Annotated in this window: 20 protein-coding genes; 7 read left to right on the top strand and 13 right to left on the bottom strand. The window is 70.9% G+C overall.

Annotated elements, in window-relative coordinates:
* Positions 1-15: 15 nt before the first annotated feature.
* From ASC77_RS00660 to ASC77_RS00690, 7 genes are read right to left on the bottom strand one after another with little or no spacing between them, the layout of a single operon-like run.
* Complete coding sequence (locus ASC77_RS00660; protein WP_056147535.1) at positions 16-978, bottom strand: alpha/beta hydrolase; 963 nt, start codon at positions 976-978, stop codon at positions 16-18.
* Positions 975-1,640: a glycerophosphodiester phosphodiesterase gene (locus tag ASC77_RS27070; protein WP_056147538.1), complete on the bottom strand. Its 666-nt coding sequence runs from the start codon at positions 1,638-1,640 to the stop codon at positions 975-977. Before ASC77_RS27070 ends, ASC77_RS00660 begins: the two co-directional genes overlap by 4 nt.
* Positions 1,637-2,350 (bottom strand): gamma-glutamyl-gamma-aminobutyrate hydrolase family protein, encoded by a 714-nt coding sequence (locus ASC77_RS00670; protein WP_056147542.1) that lies wholly within the window; start codon positions 2,348-2,350, stop codon positions 1,637-1,639. The genes ASC77_RS27070 and ASC77_RS00670 overlap by 4 nt, the downstream gene beginning before the upstream one ends.
* Positions 2,347-3,126 (bottom strand): 3-oxoacyl-ACP reductase, encoded by a 780-nt coding sequence (locus ASC77_RS00675; RefSeq protein WP_056147544.1) that lies wholly within the window; start codon positions 3,124-3,126, stop codon positions 2,347-2,349. Before ASC77_RS00675 ends, ASC77_RS00670 begins: the two co-directional genes overlap by 4 nt.
* 58 nt (positions 3,127-3,184) lie before the next feature.
* Positions 3,185-4,543, bottom strand: a complete 1,359-nt coding sequence (locus ASC77_RS00680) for an aldehyde dehydrogenase family protein (RefSeq protein WP_082574367.1) — start codon at positions 4,541-4,543, stop codon at positions 3,185-3,187.
* Positions 4,544-5,914, bottom strand: a complete 1,371-nt coding sequence (locus tag ASC77_RS00685) for a glutamine synthetase family protein (RefSeq protein WP_321163682.1) — start codon at positions 5,912-5,914, stop codon at positions 4,544-4,546.
* 36 nt (positions 5,915-5,950) lie between these two features.
* Complete coding sequence (locus ASC77_RS00690; RefSeq protein ID WP_056147550.1) at positions 5,951-6,697, bottom strand: FadR/GntR family transcriptional regulator; 747 nt, start codon at positions 6,695-6,697, stop codon at positions 5,951-5,953.
* A 148-nt stretch (positions 6,698-6,845) separates the two neighbouring features.
* On the opposite strand from ASC77_RS00690, the gene ASC77_RS00695 reads away from it, so the two are divergent.
* From ASC77_RS00695 to ASC77_RS00715, 5 genes are read left to right on the top strand one after another with little or no spacing between them, the layout of a single operon-like run.
* Positions 6,846-8,462, top strand: a complete 1,617-nt coding sequence (locus ASC77_RS00695; protein ID WP_056147553.1) for an amino acid permease — start codon at positions 6,846-6,848, stop codon at positions 8,460-8,462.
* A 9-nt stretch (positions 8,463-8,471) separates the two neighbouring features.
* On the top strand, positions 8,472-9,374 hold the full coding sequence (locus ASC77_RS00700) for a phosphotransferase (RefSeq protein WP_056149699.1): 903 nt from the start codon (positions 8,472-8,474) through the stop codon (positions 9,372-9,374).
* Positions 9,367-11,793: a GcvT family protein gene (locus ASC77_RS00705; RefSeq protein ID WP_235547368.1), complete on the top strand. Its 2,427-nt coding sequence runs from the start codon at positions 9,367-9,369 to the stop codon at positions 11,791-11,793. Before ASC77_RS00700 ends, ASC77_RS00705 begins: the two co-directional genes overlap by 8 nt.
* Before the next feature lie 10 nt (positions 11,794-11,803).
* Positions 11,804-12,145: a DUF2200 domain-containing protein gene (locus ASC77_RS00710; RefSeq protein ID WP_056149701.1), complete on the top strand. Its 342-nt coding sequence runs from the start codon at positions 11,804-11,806 to the stop codon at positions 12,143-12,145.
* A 58-nt stretch (positions 12,146-12,203) separates the two neighbouring features.
* Entirely contained in the window at positions 12,204-12,890 is a 687-nt protein-coding gene (locus ASC77_RS00715; RefSeq protein WP_082574368.1) for a class E sortase, read from the top strand.
* A gap of 107 nt (positions 12,891-12,997) precedes the next feature.
* Here the strand turns inward: ASC77_RS00715 and ASC77_RS00720 are convergent, their stop codons facing one another.
* The 6 genes from ASC77_RS00720 to ASC77_RS00745 all read right to left on the bottom strand — a co-directional run bounded on the left by ASC77_RS00720 (position 12,998) and on the right by ASC77_RS00745 (position 19,918).
* Positions 12,998-13,972: a carbohydrate ABC transporter permease gene (locus tag ASC77_RS00720; RefSeq protein WP_235547369.1), complete on the bottom strand. Its 975-nt coding sequence runs from the start codon at positions 13,970-13,972 to the stop codon at positions 12,998-13,000.
* Complete coding sequence (locus ASC77_RS00725; RefSeq protein ID WP_082574370.1) at positions 13,969-14,880, bottom strand: carbohydrate ABC transporter permease; 912 nt, start codon at positions 14,878-14,880, stop codon at positions 13,969-13,971. The genes ASC77_RS00720 and ASC77_RS00725 overlap by 4 nt, the downstream gene beginning before the upstream one ends.
* 95 nt (positions 14,881-14,975) lie before the next feature.
* Positions 14,976-16,346 carry an ABC transporter substrate-binding protein gene (locus ASC77_RS00730; RefSeq protein ID WP_056147558.1) on the bottom strand — a complete coding sequence of 457 codons (1,371 nt, stop codon included), beginning with the start codon at positions 16,344-16,346 and terminating at the stop codon, positions 14,976-14,978.
* Between the two features lie 73 nt (positions 16,347-16,419).
* Positions 16,420-18,084, bottom strand: coding sequence for an alpha-amylase family glycosyl hydrolase (locus ASC77_RS00735; protein WP_056147560.1), 1,665 nt, complete (start codon positions 18,082-18,084; stop codon positions 16,420-16,422).
* 103 nt (positions 18,085-18,187) lie between these two features.
* Positions 18,188-19,210 (bottom strand): LacI family DNA-binding transcriptional regulator, encoded by a 1,023-nt coding sequence (locus ASC77_RS00740; protein WP_056147563.1) that lies wholly within the window; start codon positions 19,208-19,210, stop codon positions 18,188-18,190.
* A gap of 99 nt (positions 19,211-19,309) precedes the next feature.
* Positions 19,310-19,918 carry a hypothetical protein gene (locus ASC77_RS00745; protein WP_056147565.1) on the bottom strand — a complete coding sequence of 203 codons (609 nt, stop codon included), beginning with the start codon at positions 19,916-19,918 and terminating at the stop codon, positions 19,310-19,312.
* 101 nt (positions 19,919-20,019) lie between these two features.
* On the opposite strand from ASC77_RS00745, the gene ASC77_RS00750 reads away from it, so the two are divergent.
* On the top strand, positions 20,020-21,180 hold the full coding sequence (locus ASC77_RS00750; protein ID WP_056147568.1) for an LLM class flavin-dependent oxidoreductase: 1,161 nt from the start codon (positions 20,020-20,022) through the stop codon (positions 21,178-21,180).
* Positions 21,177-21,806: an FMN reductase gene (locus ASC77_RS00755; protein WP_056147571.1), complete on the top strand. Its 630-nt coding sequence runs from the start codon at positions 21,177-21,179 to the stop codon at positions 21,804-21,806. Before ASC77_RS00750 ends, ASC77_RS00755 begins: the two co-directional genes overlap by 4 nt.
* Position 21,807: the final 1 nt, after the last annotated feature.

Consider the following 21,807-nt stretch of genomic DNA (forward strand, 5'->3'; position numbering starts at 1 on the left):
GCGCAGGCGAACCGCTCACTCGACGTACGTCGACAGCCACCGGTCGAGCTCGGCGTACGCCTTCGCGCGAGGCTCCGGCAGCGACAGCACGACGTCGTGGCGGGCGCCCTCGATGGCGACGTACGTGACGTGGCTGCCGATGGCGGTGGCCCACTGCCGGATCTGGGGGACCTCCAGGACGATGTCGAAGCCGTGGGCGTCGGGGCCCATCTCCTTGGGCCACCGGGTGCCGGCGGAGGAGAGGACGAGCACCGGGCAGCCGACGTCGAGTCCGCGGTGCAGCTCCTCGTGACCGAGCCGGATCGCGCGCAGCCAGCCGAAGGAGACCGGGAAGGAGTCGAGCGGCTTCCAGTCGGTGTTGAAGAGCCACTCGCCGTCGTGCTCGACGTGCAGGCTGCGGCCGTAGTGGCCCCCGACGGTGCGCGGGATGAGCCGGGCCGGCTGGCGGGCTCCGATCTGCTTGACGACCGACGTCCCGACGCCCTGGATGAGGCGCCCGCCCTGCATGTCGAGCCACGGCGAGTTCAGGACCATCGCGGCGATCGCGGGCTGCCGCTCGTTGGCCCACAGCGACGCGATCAGGCCGCCGGTCGAGTGCGCACTGATGACGACGTGGTCGTGCCCGTCGCGCTCGACGACCCGGTGGAACGACGCGTCGATGTCGGCGAAGTGGTCGCGCAGGTCGGTCACGTAGTTGGGCGTCTGGTGCGGCCGCAGCGACCGGCCGTACTTGCGCAGGTCGACCGCGTAGAAGTCGTAGCCACGCTCGTTCCACCACTCGGCGTACGCCGTCTGGAAGAAGTAGTCGCAGAACCCGTGGACGTAGAGCACAGCCTTGGTGGTCGGCTGCGCCGCCCGGCGTACGACGAGGGTCGCGACGACGGGTCCCTCCTCGTCGGGCGGGAGCGAGATGGTCTCGGCCAGGTAGGGCTCGCCCAGGACGTCGGGGACGAGGTCGTCGAAGACACCGGTCGTCATGGCTGAATTCTGTCAGCCCGCAGACGCAGGGCGACCTCCGGCTCGTTGGTCGTCACCAGCCAGGCCCGGCCGGGTCGCAGCCAGTAGCGCAGCGAGTCCTCGGTGTCGACGGTCCACACCAGGAGCGGGAACCCGTGGCGGCGCGCGAACCTGCGCACGTGCAGGCGCGCGAGCCAGTGGTGCGCGACCGCGAGGTTGGCCCCGGACCGGCGGTAGCGGACGGCGGGGAACAGCTCGGTGAGCCGCACCCGGATCGCGTGCAGCACCGGGATGTCCCGCAGTCCCCGGCCGAGCGAGAGCCCGACGAGCAGGTCGTGGCCCTCGGCGTCGGCCCAGTCCCGGACGGCGCGTACACCGTCGTCGTCGAGCGTCGTGACGAGCAGCGCGTCGGTGCCGAGACGATCGACGGCCTGCGCCACGATCGGCACCTCGCCGCCCTGGACCTTGAGGTCGAGGTGCAGCCGGGTGCGGCCGGCAAGCAGGTCCAGCGCCTCGGCGTACCCGAGCGTGCCCGGTGGTGTGACCTCGACGGGGTCGTGGTGGAGGACCAGCGAGCCGTCGGCGCAGCGCTGCACGTCGATCTCGACGTAGTCGGCGCCGAGCGCGATCGCGGCCTCGATGTCAACCGGGGTGAGGCACCGGTGCGCACTGACGAGGGTCATCGCTCCGCAGCGTACGTCGCGGCCGCACGCACCAGCCCGGCCAGGAGGCCGACGTCGGCCGCGGTCTCCGGGTGCCACTGCACGCCCACGCTGAACCGGTCACCGGCCGACTCCATCGCCTCCAGGGTGCCGTCGGCCGCGTGCGCGACCGCGTCGTACCCCGGATGGGTGCGCACGGACTGGTGGTGGTGGCAGTTCACGCGCAGCCGTTCGCCGACCAGCCCGGCGACCCGGGTGCCCGGCTCCGTGACGACCTCGACCTCGCCGAACGCGTCGCCGCCGGGGGAGTGGTCCTCGTGCCCGACCAGGTCGGGCACGTGCTGGTCGAGGACGCCTCCGGCGCGCACGGCCATCACCTGCATGCCCCGGCAGACGCCGAGCACCGGCAGCCCGACGGCCTCGGCGGCGTCGAGCAGCGCCACCTCCCACGCGTCCCGGTCCGGACGCCAGGCGGCGGTCCGGGGGTGCGCAGCGTCGGCGTAGCGGCCTGGGTCGACGTCGGCACCGCCGCTGATCACCAGCCCGTCGAGCCGGGCGACCACGGCGTCGGCCGCGCCGGTCTGGGCCAGCGGCGGCAGCAGCACCGGTACGCCGCCGGTCGCCTCGACGGCGGCGGCGTACTGGGTCGGCAGCAGGTCGGCGTGCTGGCGCCACACCCCCCACGCGGCGTCCTCGCGGTAGGTGCTCAGCCCGATGACGGGAGCGCTCATAGAGGAGTGACGTAGGCCCCGGAGATGCCGCCGTCGACGAGGAAGGTGTTGGCGGTCATGAACGAGGAGTCGTCGGAGGCGAGGAACAGCACCGCGGACGCCATCTCCTCCGGCTCGCCGAAGCGACCCATCGGGACGTGCACCAGGCGGCGGGCGGCCCGCTCCTCGTCCTTGGCGAAGAGCTCCTGCAGCAGCGGGGTGTTGACCGGGCCGGGGCACAGCGCGTTGACCCGCACCCCCTGACGGGCGAACTGGACGCCGAGCTCGCGGCTCATCGACAGCACGCCTCCCTTGGACGCGGAGTACGAGATCTGCGACGTCGCCGCACCCATGACGGCCACGAACGACGCCGTGTTGATGATCGAGCCCCGGCCCTGCTCGAGCATGTAGGGGATCGCCGCCTTGCAGCACAGGTAGACGCTGGTCAGGTTGACCTCCTGGACCTTGCGCCAGGCGTCGAGGTCGGTGTCCAGGATCGAGTCGTCCTCCGGCGGACTGATGCCGGCGTTGTTGAACGCGATGTCGACCGACCCGTAGGTGTCCTTCGCCGTCTTGAACAGCGCGTCGACCTGGTCCTTGTCGGTGACGTCGACGTGGACGTACGTCGCGACCTCCGGTCCGCCGAGCTCGGCCACGATCTCCGCGCCGCGCTCGTCGTTGAGGTCGCCGATGACGACCTTCGCGCCCTCGGCGACGAAGCGCTGGACCGTCGCCAGGCCGATGCCCGAGCAACCGCCCGTGACGACCGCGACCCGGTCCTGGATGCGTCCTGCCATGAGTTGATGCTGCCTTTCGTCGTACGGGGTCTCGACAAGCTCGACCACCGGAGGTGGATCAGTGGGCGATGAAGACGTTCTTCTCCTCGGTGAACGCCATGGGGGCGTCCGGACCGAGCTCCCGGCCGAGGCCGGACTGCTTGTAGCCGCCGAACGGCGTCCAGTAGCGCACTGAGGAGTGGGAGTTGACGCTGAGGTTGCCGGCGTCGACGGCGCGGGCAACCCGCAGGCCACGACCCAGGTCGTTGGTGTAGATCGAGCCGGAGAGGCCGTACTCGGTGTCGTTGGCCTTGGCGACCGCGTCGGCCTCGTCGTCGAACGGCATCACGGCGACGACCGGTCCGAAGACCTCCTCGCGCCAGATCCGGGCCGCCGGGTCCTCGACGGTGACCACCGACGGCGGCACCCAGAACCCGTCGCCGCCGGGCGTCGTGCCGGCGAACGCGACGTCCACCTCGTCGAGGTAGCCACGCACCGTGGCCTGCTGCTGCGAGGAGATCAACGGGCCCATCTCCGAGGACTCGTCACTCGGGTCGAGCACCCGCATCCCGAGGACGGCCGGCTCGAGGTGCGAGAGGAACTCGTCGTACGCCGACCGCTCGACCAGGATCCGCGAGCGGGCGCAGCAGTCCTGGCCCGCGTTGTCGAAGACGGCGTACGGCGCGCTGGCCGCCGCGGCCGCGATGTCGGCGTCGGCGAAGACGATGTTGGCGCTCTTGCCGCCGAGCTCCAGCGTCACCCGCTTCACCTGGTCGGCGCAGCCGCGCATGATGCCCTTGCCGACCTCGGTGGACCCGGTGAAGCAGACCTTGCGCACCAGCTCGTGCGTCACGAAGCGAGCCCCGACCACCGAGCCCTTGCCGGGGACGACCGTCAGCACGTCCGCGGGCAGCCCGGCCTCGAGCGCGAGCTCGCCGAGGCGGATCGCGGTGAGCGGTGTCAGCTCCGCCGGCTTGAGCACGACCGTGTTGCCGGCCGCCAGCGCGGGCGCGAACCCCCAGCCGGCGATAGGCATCGGGAAGTTCCAGGGCACGATGATGCCGACCACGCCGAGCGGCTCATGGAAGGTGACGTCCACGCCGCCCGCGACCGGGATCTGGCGCCCGAAGAGGCGCTCGGGCGCGCCCGCGTAGTAGTTGAGGCAGTCGCGGACGTTGCCGGCCTCCCAGCGCGCGTTGCCCCAGGTGTGGCCGGCGTTGCGCACCTCGAGCTCGGCGAGCTCGTCGATGTGCGCGTCGACGACCGCGGCGAAGCGGCGCAGCAGCGCAGCCCGCTCACCGGGCGCGAGCGCCTTCCAGGCGGGGAACGCCGCGTGCGCGCGCTCGATCGCGTAGTCCGCGTCGGCCAGCGAGGCCAGCGGCACGTCGATCACCGGCTTCGCGGTCGCCGGGTTGATGACGGTGTGCAGGTCGCTCACTTACAGCCTCTCGAATCCGCGGAACAGCTCCCAGTCGGTGACGGCGGCGTTGAACGCCGCCAGCTCGACGTCGGCCATGTTGGCGTAGTGGTCGACGACGTCGTCGCCCAGGGTGCCCCGGGCGATCTCGGAGCCGGCGAAGGCCTCCCGGGCGGCGGCCAGCGTCGCCGGGACCTTCGGTCGGCCCGACGAGTAGGCGTTGCCGACCAGCTCGTCCTCCAGCGCCAGCTTGTGCTCGATGCCGTAGAGCCCGCCGGCGAGCATCGCGGCCAGCGCGAGGTAGGGGTTCGCGTCGGCGCCGGGCACTCGGTTCTCCATCCGCGCGCCGGCGCCGTGCCCGACGAGGCGTACGGCGCAGGTCCGGTTGTCCAGGCCCCACGCGATCGTCGTGGGAGCGAACGAGCCGTCCGCGAAGCGCTTGTAGGAGTTGACGTTGGGCGCGAAGAGCAGCGTGAAGTCCGCGATCGTCGCGAGCACCCCAGCGATGAAGTGGTCGTAGAGCGGCGTCCGCGCGCCGTCCTTCCAGAAGACCAGGTCGCCGTCCTCACCGCGCAGGGAGAGGTGGATGTGGCAGGAGCTGCCCTCGCGCTCGTTGTACTTCGCCATGAACGTGATCGACCTGCCCTGCTGGGCGGCGATCTCCTTCGCGACGGTCTTGTAGACGACGTGGTTGTCGGCGGTGGTCAGCGCGTCGGCGTAGAGGAACCCGATCTCGTGCTGCCCGAAGTTGCACTCGCCCTTGGCGCCCTCGACGTCCAGACCCGCGTCGTACATGGTGTTGCGGATCGCCCGCAGCAGCGGCTCGACGCGGCTGGTGCCGAGGATGGAGTAGTCGACGTTGTACTGGTTGACCGGCGTCAGCTCGCGGTACGCCGAGTCGTGGGCCGCCTCGTAGGTCGTGTCGAACGCGATGAACTCCAGCTCGGTGCCCGCCAGTGCGACCCAGCCCTGCTCGGCGCAGCGGTCGAGCTGCTTCTGGAGGATCGCCCGCGGCGACTGCACCACGGGCGCGTGCCTGCCTGACTCGTCGGGGGGCCAGACCAGGTCGCACTGCACCATCGCAGTGGCGGGCAGGTGGGTCAGCACCCGGATGGTGCGGTCGTCGATGACGAACTCCATGTCGCCGTACCCCTGCTCCCACGAGGAGATGGCGTAGCCGCCGACGGTGTTCATGTCGACGTCGACGGCGAGCAGGTAGTTGCAGCCCTCGGTGCCGTGCGGGACGACGACGTCGGCGAAGTAGCGCGCGTGCAGCCGCTTGCCCTGGAGCCGTCCCTGCATGTCGGTGAAGGCGACCACGACGGTGTCGATCTCGCCCTCCTGGATCCGGGCGAGCAGGTGCTCCATCGTCAGGTGCCGGCTGTTGCGCACGCGGTGCGTCCTTTCCTCGGTCATGTCTGGGAGGGGCTATCCCACGAGTCCGCGCAGGAGCGCGGCCGTGTCGTCGCAGTGCTCTTCCATCACCCTGCGGGCCCGGTCGGGGTCACCGCCGAGGATCGCCTTGACCAGGGCCGCGTGCTGGCGGTCCGAGTGCCCGATGTTGGCCTCGAGCACCGGGATCGCCAGCAGCATCTCGTGCAGCGTCGACTGCACCGAGGTGACCGCCTCGATCACCCGCGGCGAGTCCGCGAGGGAGGCGACGGTGAGATGGAAGCGCGAGTCGGCCTGTCGGTGCGCGGCGGGACGCTTCGCGACCGCGACGTCCGCGTGCGCGCGCTCCAGCTCCTCACGGCGTACGGCGGAGAGGTCCGCCCGGGCGGCGAGCCAGGCAGCGCCGGGCTCCACGATGCGTCGGTAGTCGAGGGCGTCGAGCCAGTCCCGGCGCTGGCTCACGTCGAGCCGCGCGGCGGCCCGGGCGCTGGGCGACTTCGCCTTCAGGGTGACGACGGTGCCGCCGCCGCGCCCCCGCCTGGTCTCGACCAGGCCGGCCTCGCGCAGCGCCGCCATCGCCTCACGCAGCGTCGCGCGCGACACCTCCAGGCGCGCCGCCAGGTCGCGCTCGGCCGGGAGCGTGGTGCCGAGTGGGTAGACACCGAGGCGGATCGCCGTGCCGAGCTGCTCCACGCAGGCCTCGAAGGCGTGGTGCCCGCGCACCGGCCGCAGCACCGCCTGGGGGAGGGGGTGCTCCACCGAGGGTGGGGCGGGCGCCGTCATGGGCTCAATCCTTGGATCGTCGGAACGCGGGTGTCAATGACGTCAATGGTCTGAGTTCATACCAATTTTACGCAAGCCTATGGACACCCAGAACGGCGCGGGTCTAGCGTCCGGTTCACATTCGCACGATCGCCCGGAAGGTTGTCCGATGCCCGAAGCACACGAGCCGATCCCGGCTCACTCGAACCCGGAGCTGACCGACGACGAGAAGCACCTCGCTCGACTCGGGTACAAGCAGGAGCTCAACCGCTCGTGGTCCGGCTTCTCCAACTTCGCCATCTCGTTCTCGATCATCTCGATCCTCGCCGGCTGCTTCACGACGTTCGGCCAGGGCTGGAGCAACGGTGGCCCGATCGCCATCTCGTGGGGCTGGCCGATCATCTCGATCTTCATCCTGATCATCGGCTTCACCATGTCCGAGCTGGTCTCGGCGTACCCGACCTCGGGCGGCATCTACTGGTGGGCCTCGAAGCTCGGCGGACCCGCTGCCGGCTTCTTCACCGGCTGGCTGAACCTGATCGGCCTGATCGCGGTCACCGCCTCGGTGGCGTACGGCGCCGCGACGTTCCTCGACATCACGCTGAGCACGATGAGCGACAGCTGGGCCGGCGACTACAGCCTGAAGAGGGTCTTCATCCTGTTCGTGCTGATCATGGTCATGGCCGTGCTGCTGAACGCGTTCGGCGCGCACCTGCTGGCGATGATCAACAACATCTCCGTGTGGTGGCACGTCGCCGGTGCGGCCGCCGTCATCCTGATCCTGATCCTCGTCCCCGAGCAGCACGCGAGCTCGTCCTTCGTCTGGACCGAGCGCATCAACAACTCGGGCTACGCCGACGGGTCGACGGGCGGCACGACGTTCTGGTTCCTGGTGCTGCCCCTCGGCTTCCTGCTGACGCAGTACACGATCACCGGCTTCGACGCCTCCGCCCACCTCTCCGAGGAGACCAACGCGGCCAGCACGGGCGCCGCGAAGGGCATCTGGCGCTCGATCTTCTACTCGGCCATCGGTGGCTGGATCCTGCTGCTCGCGTTCCTCTACGCCGTGCAGGACCCGGACGGTGTCACCGCGGGCATCAACTCCGGTCTCAACGGCGCCGACGTGATCTTCGGGCAGGCGCTACCGGAGCGCTGGCACATCATGATCCTGGTCATCTCCACCGCCGGCCAGCTCTTCTGTGCGACCGCGTGCCTCACCAGCGCCTCACGGATGACGTTCGCGTTCAGCCGGGACGGCGCGATCCCGGGCTCTCGCCTGTGGTCGAAGGTCGCCGCCAACCGGGTGCCGATCAACGCCGTCATCGCGGTGGCGGTCGTCGGCGTGGCGATCACGCTGCCGGCCCTCATCGAGGTCAACATCGGCACCCCGGACGCCCCGATCATCGTCCCGACGGCGTTCTACGCCGTGGTGTCGGTGGCCGTCATCGGGCTCTACCTCGCCTTCGCCATCCCGATCTTCCTGCGCTGGAAGATGGGCGACGCCTTCGAGGCCGGCACCTGGAACAACGGGTCGAAGTACAAGTGGATGAACCTGGTCGCGGTCGCCGAGATCGTGATCATCTCGATCTACTTCGTGCTGCCGTTCACCCCGCTCGCGGTGCCGTGGAACGACGACTTCTCCTGGAAGTTCGTCAACTACGCGCCGATCCTCACGATCGGTGCGCTGGTCCTGCTGACGATCTGGTGGCACGCCTCCGCGAAGCGGTGGTTCACCGGTCCGAAGGTCACCATCGACCAGGCCGTCATCGACTCCTTCGGAGAGTGACCGTCCTGCGTGGCTGACGCCCCTCCGCTGGACCGCCTCGCCTGCCTGGCGGGGCGGTCCTGGCGTGTCCATGACCTGCCGGGCGGCCTCACCAACACCAACTTCCACGTCACCGACGACGCCGGCCTCGACGTGGTCGTGCGCTGGTCGCAGGGCGACGCCTCGCTGCTCGGCATCGACCGGGACGCGGAGGCGTTCAACACCGGCGCCGCGGCCGACGCGGGTGTCGGGGCCGAGGTGGTGGAGTACCGACCCGACCTGTCGATGCTGGTCATCTCGTTCCTGCCCGGTCGTGCGCTCCAGGACGCCGACTTCGCCGACGCCGGCGTGCTGAGGCGGGCGGCCGAGGCCACCCGTCGGCTGCACGCCGGGCCTCGCTTCCGCGGGGACTTCGACATGTTCGCCCGGCAGGCGGCCTACCTCGCCACCGTCCGGGACCGCGGCTACGCCCTGCCGCCGACGTACGGCGACCATGCCGCCGCGTGGGACGACGTACGGCGGGCGCTCGGCGTCCGCCAGGGCCCGACCGTGCCGTGCAACAACGACCTGCTCGCCGCCAACTTCATCGACGACGGTGAGCAGGTCCACCTGATCGACTACGAGTACTCGGGCAACAACGACGGCTACTTCGAGCTCGGCAACACCGCGACGGAGTGCAACCTCACGCCGGAGCAGGTGGAGGCCTACACGGAGGCGTACGTCGGTGCGCCGACCCGGGCCGACCTCGCGCGGGTCCGGCTGCAGATGCTCTGCAGCGAGTACGGCTGGTCCCTCTGGGGCTTCATCCAGGCCGCCGCCAGCCCGATCGACTACGACTTCCACGGCTGGGGGATGGACCGGTTCGAGAAGGCCGTCGCCACCTTCCGTGGCCCGGACCTCCCACGGCTCCTGGAGGATGTCACCCGTGACTGACCTTCCGTCCCGCGCCCAGGTGGTCATCGTCGGCGGTGGAGTGATCGGGACGTCGGTCGCCTACCACCTGACCCGCCTCGGCTGGACCGACGTGCTGCTGCTCGAGCAGGGCACGCTGTCGTGCGGCACGACCTGGCACGCGGCGGGCCTGGTGGGGCCGTTGCGGGCGTCGGAGAGCGGGACCCGGCTGGTGCAGTACTCCGCCGAGCTCTACGAGTCGCTCGAGGCGGAGACCGGGCTGGCGACCGGCTACCGCAACGTCGGCGGGGTCATCGTCGCGCGCACCGAGGACCGGATGGTCCAGCTCCGGCGTACGGCGGCCAATGCGGTCGCCTACGACATGGACTGCGAGCTGGTCTCGCCGGAGCGGGCGCAGGAGCTCTGGCCCGCCATGCGGGTCGACGACCTGCTGGGCGCGATCTGGCTGCCGGGCGACGGCAAGGTCAACCCGTCCGACGTGACCCAGTCGCTCGCGAAGGGCGCCCGGATGCGGGGTGCGCGGATCGCCGAGCGGGTGCGCGTCACGGACTTCACCGTCGACGAGGGCGCGTCCGGGCGCCGGGTCACCGGCGTCGTCACCGACCGGGGGGCCGTGGAGGCCGAGGTGGTCGTCAACTGCGCCGGCCAGTGGGCCAAGGGGCTCGGCGACCTGGTGGACGTCCCGGTCCCGCTGCACTCGGCCGAGCACTTCTACGTCGTGACCGAGGCGATCGAGGGCGTGCACCCGGACCTGCCGATCATGCGCGACCCCGACGGCTGGACGTACTTCAAGGAGGAGACCGGCGGCCTCGTCGTCGGCGGATTCGAGCCCGAGGCGAAGCCGTGGCGCTCGCCCGACGACCTGCCCTACCCGTTCGAGTTCCAGCTGCTCCCCGAGGACTGGGAGCACTTCTCGGTGCTGATGGACGAGGCGCTGCGGCGGATCCCTGCGCTCGAGGAGACCGGGATCCGGAAGTTCTACAACGGCCCGGAGTCGTTCACGCCCGACAACCAGTTCCTCCTCGGGGAGGCCCCCGGGCTGCGCGGCTTCTTCGTCGGCGCCGGCTTCAACTCGGTCGGCATCGCCTCCGCCGGCGGCGCGGGGCGGGCGCTGGCGGAGTGGATCGTGGCGGGCGAGCCGCAGGACGACCTGGTCGCGGTCGACGTACGCCGGTTCGCGCCCCTGCACGCCGACAACGGCTGGCTGCGCTCGCGGGTGTCCGAGGTGCTGGGCCTGCACTACGCCGTGCCCTGGCCCAACCGGGAGCTCGAGTCCGGCCGCCCGCAGCGCACCTCGCCCGTCCACGACCGGGTCGCCGCAGCCGGCGCCCTCTTCGGCACCCGGATGGGCTGGGAGCGGCCCAACGTCTTCGGTCCGCCCGGGGCCACGCTGGACTACGCGTGGGGCAAGCCGTCGTGGCTCGCCTGGTCGGCGGCCGAGCAGCGTGCGACCCGCGAGGACGTGGCGGTCTTCGACCAGACCTCGTTCTCGAAGTACGTCGTCGCCGGCCCGGACGCGCTCGAGCTTCTGCAGTGGGTGTGCGCCGCCGACGTGGAGGTGCCCGTCGGCCACTGCGTCTACACACCGTTCCTCAACGCCCGCGGCACCTACGAGGCCGACCTCACCGTCACTCGCACCGGGCCGGAGTCCTTCCTGCTGGTCTCGAGCTCGGCGACGACCGTGCGCGACCTGGACTGGCTCGCGCGCCACGGCGTGCCGGCGCAGGACGTCACCGACGCGTACGCCGTACTCGGCGTGATGGGGCCGCGCTCCCGGGCGCTGCTCTCCGCGCTCTCGGACGACGACTGGTCAGAGCCGGGCTTCCCGTTCGCCACCTCGCGCGAGGTGCGGATCGCCGGGGTCGACGTGCGCGCGACCCGGATGACCTACGTCGGCGAGCTCGGTTGGGAGCTGATGGTGGCGGTGGCCGATGCCGGCACCGTCCACGACGCCGTCACGCTGGGCGGCGCCCGCGACGCCGGCTACTACGCGATCGAGTCGCTCCGCCTGGAGAAGGGCTACCGCGCCTTCGGCCGGGAGCTCACGCCCGACTACGGCCCGGTGGAGGCCGGCCTGGTCTTCGCGACGGCGCGCTCGGGCACGAAGGACTTCCTCGGCCGGGCCGCGCTCGAGGCCCACCGCGCGGAGCTCGCCGACGGCGGACCCCGGCGCCGGCTGGTGTCGCTGGTGGTCGACTCACCGGACCCGATGCTGTGGGGCGGCGAGCTGCTGCTGCGCGACGGCACACCGATCGGGCAGGTCACCAGCGCCGCCTGGGGCGAGACCGTCGGCGCCTGCGTCGCACTCGGCTACCTCCGACACGACGGGCCCGTCACGTCCGACTGGCTCGCATCCGGGTCGTTCGAGGTCGACGTCGCGGGGGAGCGGTACGCCGTACGCGCGTCCTTGAAGGCACCCCTCGCCCAGGACACGGCCTAGGTTGGTGCCCGTGCACCGGATCTTCACGACCAGCGTCGCCTCGGTCTACCCCCACTACGTGGCCAAGGTCGAGCGGAAGGGCCGCACGAAGGCCGAGCTCGACCAGGTCATCGAGTGGCTGACCGGCTTCGACGAGGAGGCGCTCCAGCGGCATCTCGACGACGACACGACCTTCGAGGACTTCTTCGCCGACGCGACCCTCAACCCGAACGTCTCGCTCATCACGGGCGTCGTGTGCGGCATCCGGGTCGAGGAGATCGAGGACCCGTTGATGCAGCAGGTCCGCTACCTCGACAAGCTCGTCGACGAGCTCGCTCGCGGCAAGGCGATGGAGAAGGTGCTCCGGGCATAGCGCCCCGACCGACCGAATCGAAGGTCTGGGGCGGGGCGTCCGTGGGTACGAGTGCCCCATGGATCTCACCCTCACTTCCTTGCACCGCACGACCAGGATGGGGATCGGCGCCGTCGCCGTCATCGCCTCCGCGCTGGCCGTCGCCCCCGCCGTGCCGGCCTCTGCCGACACGTCGGCCGCGGCCACGAAGGCCGTCCCGAGCGACGGCACCCCGCGAGACGCCAGGCTGACCATCCGGGCCGTCGGCATCCACCGACTGCCGGTCATCGCCTACCGCGGGAAGACCGACGACGCGCCGGGCACCCGGATCCAGAACCGCGGGATCGCCGCGGCGTCGAACGGACCGCAGGGCGGCACCGGCCCGGGCGGGATCGGCAATTACCAGGTCGCGGCCCACCGGACCTCCCACGGCGGCGTCTTCCGGCACACGCCGTCGCTGCACCGCGGCGACAAGGTGATCGTGGACGTACGCCGCTGGCGCTACGTGTACGTTGTCAAGAAGACCCGCTGGGTGTCGTTCCGCTCGGCGAAGTCGCTCCGCGCCCAGCGCGCGGAGGTCCCCGGGCACCCCGGCCAGAAGGCGACGCGTGCGTACATCACCATCTCGACCTGTGCGACGCCCGAGGACCACGCCCGCGGCAACTACTGGACCGACAGCCTCGGCAACCCGGAGCACCGCATCGACAAGGTCGGCGTCCTGGTCGCCCGTCTGCCCAACCCGTTCTGGAAGCCGCAGCAGCGCTGACTCGCGGCCCCGGGGCCCGACGTTTGGTCACCAAGCGCAGACCGGGAGCGCTCCCATGCACGGTTGGTGACCAAACGTGTGGGGCTGCCGGGTGCCAGCGGGCGCCGTCAGCCCTTGACCGCACCCTCCAGCCCGCCGCGCAGGAACAGCCGCTGGAAGACCAGGAAGAACGCGATCGGCAGCGCGCAGGAGATCAGCAGGGCGGCGAGGACCACGTCGAGCTCGGTGACCGCGGCGAGCCGGGGCAGCCGGACCGAGAGCGGCTGCTTGGCGGGGTCGGGCAGCACCACGAGCGGCCAGACGAAGTCCTTCCAGGCGGCCAGGACGGCGAAGACCGAGACGACGCCGAGGACCGGGCGCGACATCGGCAGCACGATGTGCCAGAAGAGCCGGAAGTCGCCGCAGCCGTCCACCCGGGCGGCGTCGATGACCTCGCGTGGCAGGTTGTCGAAGAAGCGCTTGACCAGGGCCACGTTGAACGCGCTCGCTCCGGCCGGGAGGAAGGCCCCCCAGTAGGTGTTCACGAGGTTCCAGTGCGTGAACGGGAGGTCGAGCACCGTCAGGTAGAGCGGGACGAGCAGCACGACGGCGGGCACGAACATGGTCGCGAGCACGAGGCCGTAGAGGATCCGGCTGCCGCGCGGCCGCAGGATCGCGAGCGCGTAGCCGCCGGTGACCGCGACGAGCATCTGGACGGCCCACGACCCGATCGCGATGACGACGGTGTTCCAGAAGTAGAGCTTGAGGTCGATCTCGACCCACGCGGTGCGCAGGTTCTCCCAGTCGGTGCCGTGCGGCCACAGCGCGAGCGGGTAGCGCAGGGTGTCCTGGGTCGGCGTGATCGCGGACTTGGCCAGCCACAGGATCGGGCCGAGGCACGCGATCAGCAGGAAGACCAGGAGACCGCCGTTGACGATCGTGCGGCCGATCCGGACCCCGGGGCGACGGCGCTCGAACGCCGAGGTGATGGTGCGGGTCTCGCCCGCTGCCCGGCGACGGCGTCGCCGACGCGGGAGCGGCCCGGAGAGCTCCGGCTCGGGCTCCGGCTGGACGTCGGGGGTGTGCTGCACCAGCGTGCTCACTCGGACCAGCTCCTCGTGACGCGGAAGTAGACGACGGACATCAGGGCGAGCGCCGCGGCGAGCATCAGGCTCAGCGCGGTCGCCTTCCCGTAGTCCCCGCCGGTGGTGTTGGCGAAGGCGTAGTTGTAGACCAGCAGCAGCACCGTGAGCGTCGCGTTGTCAGGGCCGCCGTCGGTGAAGAGGTAGGGCTCGAGGAAGACCTGCGAGGTGCCGATGATCTGCAGGATCAGGGTGATCAGCATGATGCTGCGCAGGTGCGGGAGCGTGACGTGCCAGACCTTCGCGAGGATGCCGGCGCCGTCGGCCTCCGCGGCGTCGTACAGCTCGGGGGGCACGGAGACGAGGGCCGCGAGGTAGATGATCACGGTCCCGCCGGCGGCCGCCCAGGTCGCCTCGAGGACCAGCGACGGCATCGCCCAGCTCGCGTCCTCCAGCCACGGCACCGGGCCGAGCCCGAACCAGCCGAGGATCGTGTTGAAGACGCCCGTCGGCTCGGCGTCGTAGAAGAACCGCCACAGGAGCACGGCGACGGCGGGCGGTACGACGACCGGCAGGTAGGCGAGCAGCGAGTAGAGACCGCGGGCCCGGCGTACGTCGCTCATCACCACCGCCAGGATCAGCGGCACCGGGTAGCCGATGACGAGGGCCAGTACGGCGAACCAGGCCGTGTTCTGGACGGCGGTCGTGAGCAGCGGGTCGTCCAGCACGGCGCGGAAGTTGTCGAGGCCGACGTAGGTGGCCGGCGTGACCATGTTGGTCTGCTGGACGCTCATCACGAACGAGCGGACGATCGGCCACCACGAGAAGAGGCCGAAGACCAGGAGCATGGGCAGCAGGAAGACGAGGGGGCCCAGGGACCTCCCGAGCCGCTCAGGCAGGCGAGGGAGTCGGGCGAGGAGCGCGGTCATGGTCCCTTCCAGGGAACTTGTCCGGAGTCGGGCGAGGTACGGAGATGAGGGCCGGCCGGCACCGTCGAGGAGGGGTGCCGGCCGGCCCGGACCGGTCAGCCCAGCAGTGCCTGGGCCTGGTCGTTGGCGTCCGAGAGCAGCGAGTCGATGTCCGCGTTCTCGTCGGTGAGCACCTTCTGCACGACCGAGTCGAGGATCCCGTAGACCTCCTGGGTGTGGGCCGGCGGCTCCGGCACCAGGGTCTGGTCGAAGACACCGTCGGTGAACGACGTCATCTGGTCGAGCGGGACGTTCACGTAGGGCTTGATCGCGTCCTGCACGGACTGCCACGTCGTCTCGTCGAAGATCGGCAGGGTCGGCGTACCGATCGGCTGGTCGCTGGCCTTGAGGACCTCGGCGTCGGCCACGGCCCGGTCGGGGTCGTAGTTCTTCGCCTCGCGGTAGAAGTCGTTCCACTGCACGGCGGCCTCCTGCTCGGCGGGCGTGGCCTTCGCGGAGACCGCGGCCACCGACCCACCACCGAGGATGCCGGCATCCGGCGAGTCGGACAGCGGGAGCACGGCCAGGCCGTAGGAGTCCGGGTCGACCTGGTTGGTGGTCACCAGTGCGTTGTAGACGTCGGAGCCCGACATGTACATGCCGACCTTGCCGGCGGCGAACGCCTCGTTGATCGGCGCCCACTCGTAGTTGGTGTTCTTGCCCATCGACTCGTCGGTCCAGCGCATGTCGTGCAGCATCTGCAGGCCCTGGGCGGTGGCATCGTTGTCGATGGTCGCGGTGGCGCCGTCGTCCGACTCCATCCGGCCTCCGAGCGCGTAGGTCAGCGTGGTGAGCATCCAGCCGCCCGTGTTGTTGGTGCTCATCTGGGCGTAGCCGGCCTTGCCGGTCTTGTCGGCGATCGCCTGCGCGTCGCTGCGGACCTCGTCCCACGTGGTCGGGGGCGAGTCCGGGTCGAGACCGGCCTGCTCGAAGAGGTCGCGGTTGTAGTGCAGCCCGACGCCGTACACGTCGGTCGGGAGCCCGTAGATCTTGCCGTCCGTGCCCTGGGCGGCCGCGAGGACGCTCGGGTTGAAGTCCTCGGCGTACGGCAGCTCGTTGACGTACTGCGTCACGTCGGCGATCTGCTGCCGCTCGGCGAGGCCCTTGGTGTCGGTGAACGGGACCCGGAACGTGGTCGGCAGCTGGTTGCCCGCGAGCTGCGTCGAGAACGTCTCGGCGTTCCACTCCCACTCGATCGGCTTCACGACGATGTCGGGGTGGTCCTTCATGAAGGCGTCGGCCTGCTTCTTGACGGCGTCGATGGTGCCCTGCTCGTCGCCGGGCCGCCAGCCCTCGACCGTGATCGTGGTCTTGCCGTCGCTCTTGGTGTCCTCGTCGCTGCCGCAGGCGGCGGCGAGGAGGGAGACGCTCGCGAGGGAGGCGATGGTCGCCAGCGCGGTCAGGCCGCGCCGTCGGTGGTTCCTCATGGGAGAACTCCTTGATGGTGGTGGTGGAGCGGTGGTGGAGGTGGTGCGTGGCTGGTGCTGCCGGGGGTCTGGCTCACCCGAGATCGAGCCAGGCCGTGGCGTCGGTGGGCAGGCGTCCTCCTTCCAGCGGCACGCTGGCGAGCCAGGTCTGCACGGAGGACGGCAGGTCGACCGGACCGCCCGAGAAGTTGGTGACCGAGGCGAAGCGGTCGCCCCGGCGGAAGGCGATCACCTCGGCACCGAGGTCCAGCCAGGTCAGGCTCCCGGCGCCCAGGTCGGGGTCGTCGTGGCGGATCCGGAGCGCGGCCCGGTAGAGCTCGAGCATCGAGTCCGGGTCGTCGGCCTCGGCGGCGGCGGTCAGCCCCGCCCAGGTGTCAGGCTGGGGGAGCCAGGGCTCACCCGCGACGTCGCTGAAGCCGTACGGCGCCGCCGACCCCGACCACGGGAACGGCACGCGACAGCCGTCCCGGCCGGGATCGACGCCACCCGAGCGGGCGTGCATCGGGTCGTCGATCCGGTCCAGCGGGAGGTCCTCGACCTCGGGGAGCCCGAGCTCCTCGCCCTGGAAGAGGTAGAAGGCGCCCGGCAGCGCCATCGCGAGGAGGGCCGCGGCGCGGGCCCGCCGGTGACCGAGCGCGAGGTCGGTCGGGGTGCCGAACCGCTTGGCCTCGAACGCGAACGACGTGTCGGCGCGGCCGTAGCGAGTCACCGGCCGGGTCACGTCGTGGTTCGAGAGCACCCACGTCGCCGGCGCGCCCACGCTCTCGTGCACCGCGAGCGTCTGCTCGATCGAGCGGCGCAGCGCGGCCGCCTCCCACGGCGAGGCCAGGTAGTCGAAGTTGAAGGCCGAGTGCAGGACCCCCGGGCGGAGGTACCGCGCGAAGCGCTCGGCGTCGGGGAGCCAGATCTCGCCGATCAGCACCCGGTCGGGGCCGTAGGACTCGGCGACCCGGCGCCACGCGCGGTAGATGCCCTGGAGGTCCTCGCGGTCGACGTACGGGTGCTCGCCGGGGTCCAGGTCCGGTCGCACCTCGGGCAGCGTGGCGTCCTTGGCGAGCAGGGCGGCGGAGTCGATGCGGATCCCTGCGACGCCGCGGTCGAACCAGAACCGCAGGATCTCCTCGTGCTCGCGGACCACGTCGGGGTGGCCCCAGTTGAGATCGGGCTGGCCGGGGGCGAAGAGGTGCAGGTACCACTGCTCCGGCGTCCCGTCGGGCGTGGTCAGCCGGGTCCACGCCGGTCCGCCGAACTCCGACACCCAGCCGTTCGGGAGCAGCTCACCGTCCGCGCCGAGCCCGTCGCGGAACCAGAACCGCTCCCGCTCGGGCGAGCCCGGACCGGCCGCGACCGCCGCCTGGAACCAGGCGTGCTGGTCGGACACGTGGTTGGGGACCACGTCGACGATGGTGCGGATGCCGAGGTCCAGCGCATCCCGGATCAGGCCCTCTGCCTCCGCGAGGTCGCCGAACGACGGGTCGATGGCGCGGTAGTCGGCGACGTCGTACCCGCCGTCGGCCATCGGCGAGGGGTACCAGGGGGTGAACCAGATGGCGTCCACGCCGAGCTCGGCGAGGTAGGGCAGCCGGCTGCGGACGCCGGCGAGGTCGCCGGTGCCGTCGCCGTTCGCGTCGGCGAAGCTGCGCGGGTAGACCTGGTAGATCGCCGCGGTTCGCCACCAGTCCGCGGCCGGGGTCCCGGGGTCGGACGCTGCGGTGGTGGGACGCAGGTCGGTGCTCACGCGTCAGGTCCTCGTTCCCGGTAGTGGTGCTCGTCACAGGGGTGACGGCGCCGGGAACGCTAGGAGGGCTTGCAGAGCACTGCAAGAACCTGACAGTACGTAATTAGTTTCCAGATCTTGCAGCAACGGCGAGCGCGCTTGCAGGCCGGGTGGAGCGCCGGACGACGAGCTCGGGCTCGAAGAGCAGCTCGTCCGCGGGCGCCTCCTCGCCGCGGAGCTGGGTCAGCAGCGCCGCGACCGCGGCCCGGCCCATCGCCTCGATCGGCTGGCGCACGGTCGTCAGCGGCGGCTCGACGGACGACATGAACGCCGAGTCGTCGTAGCCGATCACCGAGACGTCCTCGGGCACCCGGAGCCCAGCGCGGCGGACGGCCCGGATCGCCCCGAGGGCGAGCGGGTCGCTCGCGCAGACGAGTGCCGTGGCGCCGCGGCCGACCAGGGTGCTCGCCGTCGCCTGGCCGCTCTGCAGCGAGAACTGGCTGTGCCCCACTAGGTCCTCGGCGAGGTCCAGGTGGGCGCGCGCCGCGGCGAGCTTGCGCAGCGACGGCTCGTGGTCGCGCGGTCCGAGGACGAGGCCGATGCGCTCGTGGCCGAGCGAGCGCAGGTGCTCCAGGGACTGCTCCATGGCGCTGGCGTCGTCGCAGACGATGCTGGGGAAGGGCAGGCGCTCGATCCCGGCGTTGATCAGGACGACCGGGAGCTTGCGCCGCGCGAGCCGGTCGTAGTGCTCGTGGTCGGCGTCGGCCTGGCTGTAGAGGCCACCGGCGAAGATGATGCCGGCGACCTGCTGCTGCTCGAGCAGCATGTCGACGTACCCGGCCTCGGCTCCGGCCTCGTTGATCTGGGTGCAGAGCACCGGCGTGAGCCCGTTCTGGGAGAGCAGCGCCCCGACGACCTCGGCGAGCGCCGGGAAGATCGGGTTGGACAGCTCGGGCAGGACCAGGCCGACCAGCCGCGCGCGCTCGCCGCGCAGCTTGGTCGGGCGCTCGTAGCCGAGCACGTCGAGCGCGGTCAGCACGGTCTCGCGGGTGGCCGCCGAGACGCCGGGCTTGCTGTTCAGCACCCGGCTGACCGTCGCCTCGCTCACGCCCGCCCGGGCGGCCACCTCGGCCAGTCGTCGCGTCATGACGGCAATGTACCGCGACGAGGACCGCAAAAATCTGATAACGAGTTGCAGGAACCTGTCAGGCCGGCCGCAACCCGGAGGCTGCGGACTGCGGCCTCGTTACCGAACCGTGTCCGAATGCCGCAGGCGGAAGGCGACCAGCAGCCCGGCGCACAGCGCCCCCAGGGTGCCGAGGGTCTCGTCGCCCAGGGTGTCCTCGTACGCCGTGTCGAGCTCGGTGCCGTGTCGGATGAACGTGTACCACTCGCCGAGCTCCCACCCGATCGCCAGCAGCGCGCCCAGCCCGGTGATCAGCAGCACCTGCGCCCAGGTCGGGCGCACCGGTCGGGCGATCAGCAGGCCGATGCCGCTGAGCAGGAAGAACCAGTTCACGAAGTGGTTCATGTCGTCCCACCACGTCACCGAGTCGTAGAGGTCGAGGCTGTTGCCGGTCACGTCGACCAGGAAGCCCAGCATGATGAGCGAGAACGCGCCGTACGGCGCTGGCGCCTCCGGTCGCCGGCGCTTGACGACGACCCACCAGATCGCCGGCACCAGCAGCATCATCGCGGGGTAGGCGATGAGTCGGGCGCCGAACGCCTTGTCGGCGAACCGCTCGATCCCGGGCGCCCACTCGGCCACCGCGAGCTGGCCGATCGTGAGCGCCAGGATGAGGACGGGGACCCACCACGGGACGCTGGGTGCGGGAGGCTTCCGGCGTGGCTTCACGCGAGGATGGTGGCAGGAATACCTGGGCAGCGTCCCTCGTTGTGGGGATAGTTCGGAATTCAATTACCGAACGACCCACCTACCTTCAGGAGTGAGCGGACATGCAGTTCGGCATCTTCACCGTCGGCGACGTCACGGCGGACCCCACCACGGGCCGGACGCCGACCGAGCACGAGCGGATCAAGGCGACCGTCGAGATCGCGAAGAAGGCCGAGGAGATCGGGCTCGACGTCTTCGCCACCGGCGAGCACCACAACCCGCCGTTCATCGCGTCGAACCCGACCGCGACGCTGGCCTACATCGGCGCGAAGACGGAGAACATCATCCTGTCGACCGCGACCACGCTCATCACGACGACCGACCCTGTCCTCATCGCGGAGGACTACGCGAAGATCCAGCACCTCACCGATGGTCGCGTCGACCTGATGATGGGTCGCGGCAACACCGGCCCGGTCTACCCGTGGTTCGGCAAGGACATCCGCGACGGCATCAACCTGGCCGTCGAGAACTACGCGCTGCTGCGCCGCCTCTGGGACGAGGACGTCGTCAACTGGGAGGGCCGCTTCCGTACGCCGCTCCAGGGCTACACCTCGACCCCGCGCCCGCTCGACGGCGTCTCGCCGTTCGTCTGGCACGGCTCGATCCGCAGCACCGAGATCGCCGAGCAGGCGGCGTACTACGGCGACGGGTTCTTCCACAACCACATCTTCTGGCCGGCCGGGCACACGAAGCAGATGGTCGACCTCTACCGGCGCCGCTTCGAGCACTACGGCCACGGCACCGCCGACCAGGCCATCGTGGGCCTGGGTGGGCAGTTCTTCATGCGGAAGAACAGCCAGGACGCGGTCGACGAGTTCCGCCCGTACTTCGACAACGCCCCGGTCTACGGTCACGGCCCCTCCCTGGAGGACTTCACCGAGGCCACGCCGCTGACGGTCGGGTCGCCGCAGCAGGTGCTCGAGCGGACGCTCGGCTTCCGTGACTACGTCGGCCACTACCAGCGCCAGCTCTTCCTGGTCGACCACGCCGGCCTGCCGCTGAAGACGGTGCTGGAGCAGCTCGACCTGCTCGGGGAGATCCTCCCCGACCTGCGTGCCGGGATGGCCGAGGGTCGACCGGCCCACGTCCCGGACGCGCCCACCCACGCGTCCCGCGTCGCGGCCGCCGGTGGCGCCCACGACTCGACGGTCTACGCCGAGGCCGACAGCGCGACCGGCCACCGTGCCGAGGACGCCCAGCACACCGAGGAGGTGACGGCATGACGAAGCTCGTGGTGATCAGCGCGGGGCTGAGCGTCCCGTCGTCCACGCGGCTGCTCGCCGACCGGCTCACCGCCGCGACGGTCGAGGCGCTCGAGGACGTCGAGGTCACCCATGTCGAGCTGCGCGACCTGGCCCACCAGGTCACCGACCAGCTGCTCACCGGGTTCCCCGGTGCCGAGCTGGCCGCGGCCCAGGACGCCGTACGCGCGGCCGACGGGCTGGTCGTGGTGACGCCGGTCTTCTCCGCGTCGTACTCCGGGCTCTTCAAGTCGTTCTTCGACGTGCTGGAGACCGGGGTGCTCGACGGCAAGCCGGTGCTGGTCGCCGCGACCGCCGGCACCGCCCGGCACTCGCTGGTGCTCGAGCACGCGCTGCGACCGCTCTTCGCCTACCTGCACGCGGTCGTCGTGCCGACGGGCGTCTTCGCCGCGAGCGAGGACTTCGCCGGCACCGACCTGGACCGGCGGGTCACCCGGGCCGCCGGGGAGCTTGCGCTGCTGATGGGCAAGGTCAGCCCGGTGGACAGCGCCACCTCGCACGTCCTGGCGGGCCGCCGCACGGTCGAGGACGAGCTCGCCGAGCCCACGCCGTTCGAGCAGCTGCTCCGCGAAGCCTCCGGGCGCTGAG

Source organism: Nocardioides sp. Root1257 (genome assembly GCF_001425175.1).
Classification (GTDB): Bacteria; Actinomycetota; Actinomycetes; order Propionibacteriales; family Nocardioidaceae; genus Nocardioides.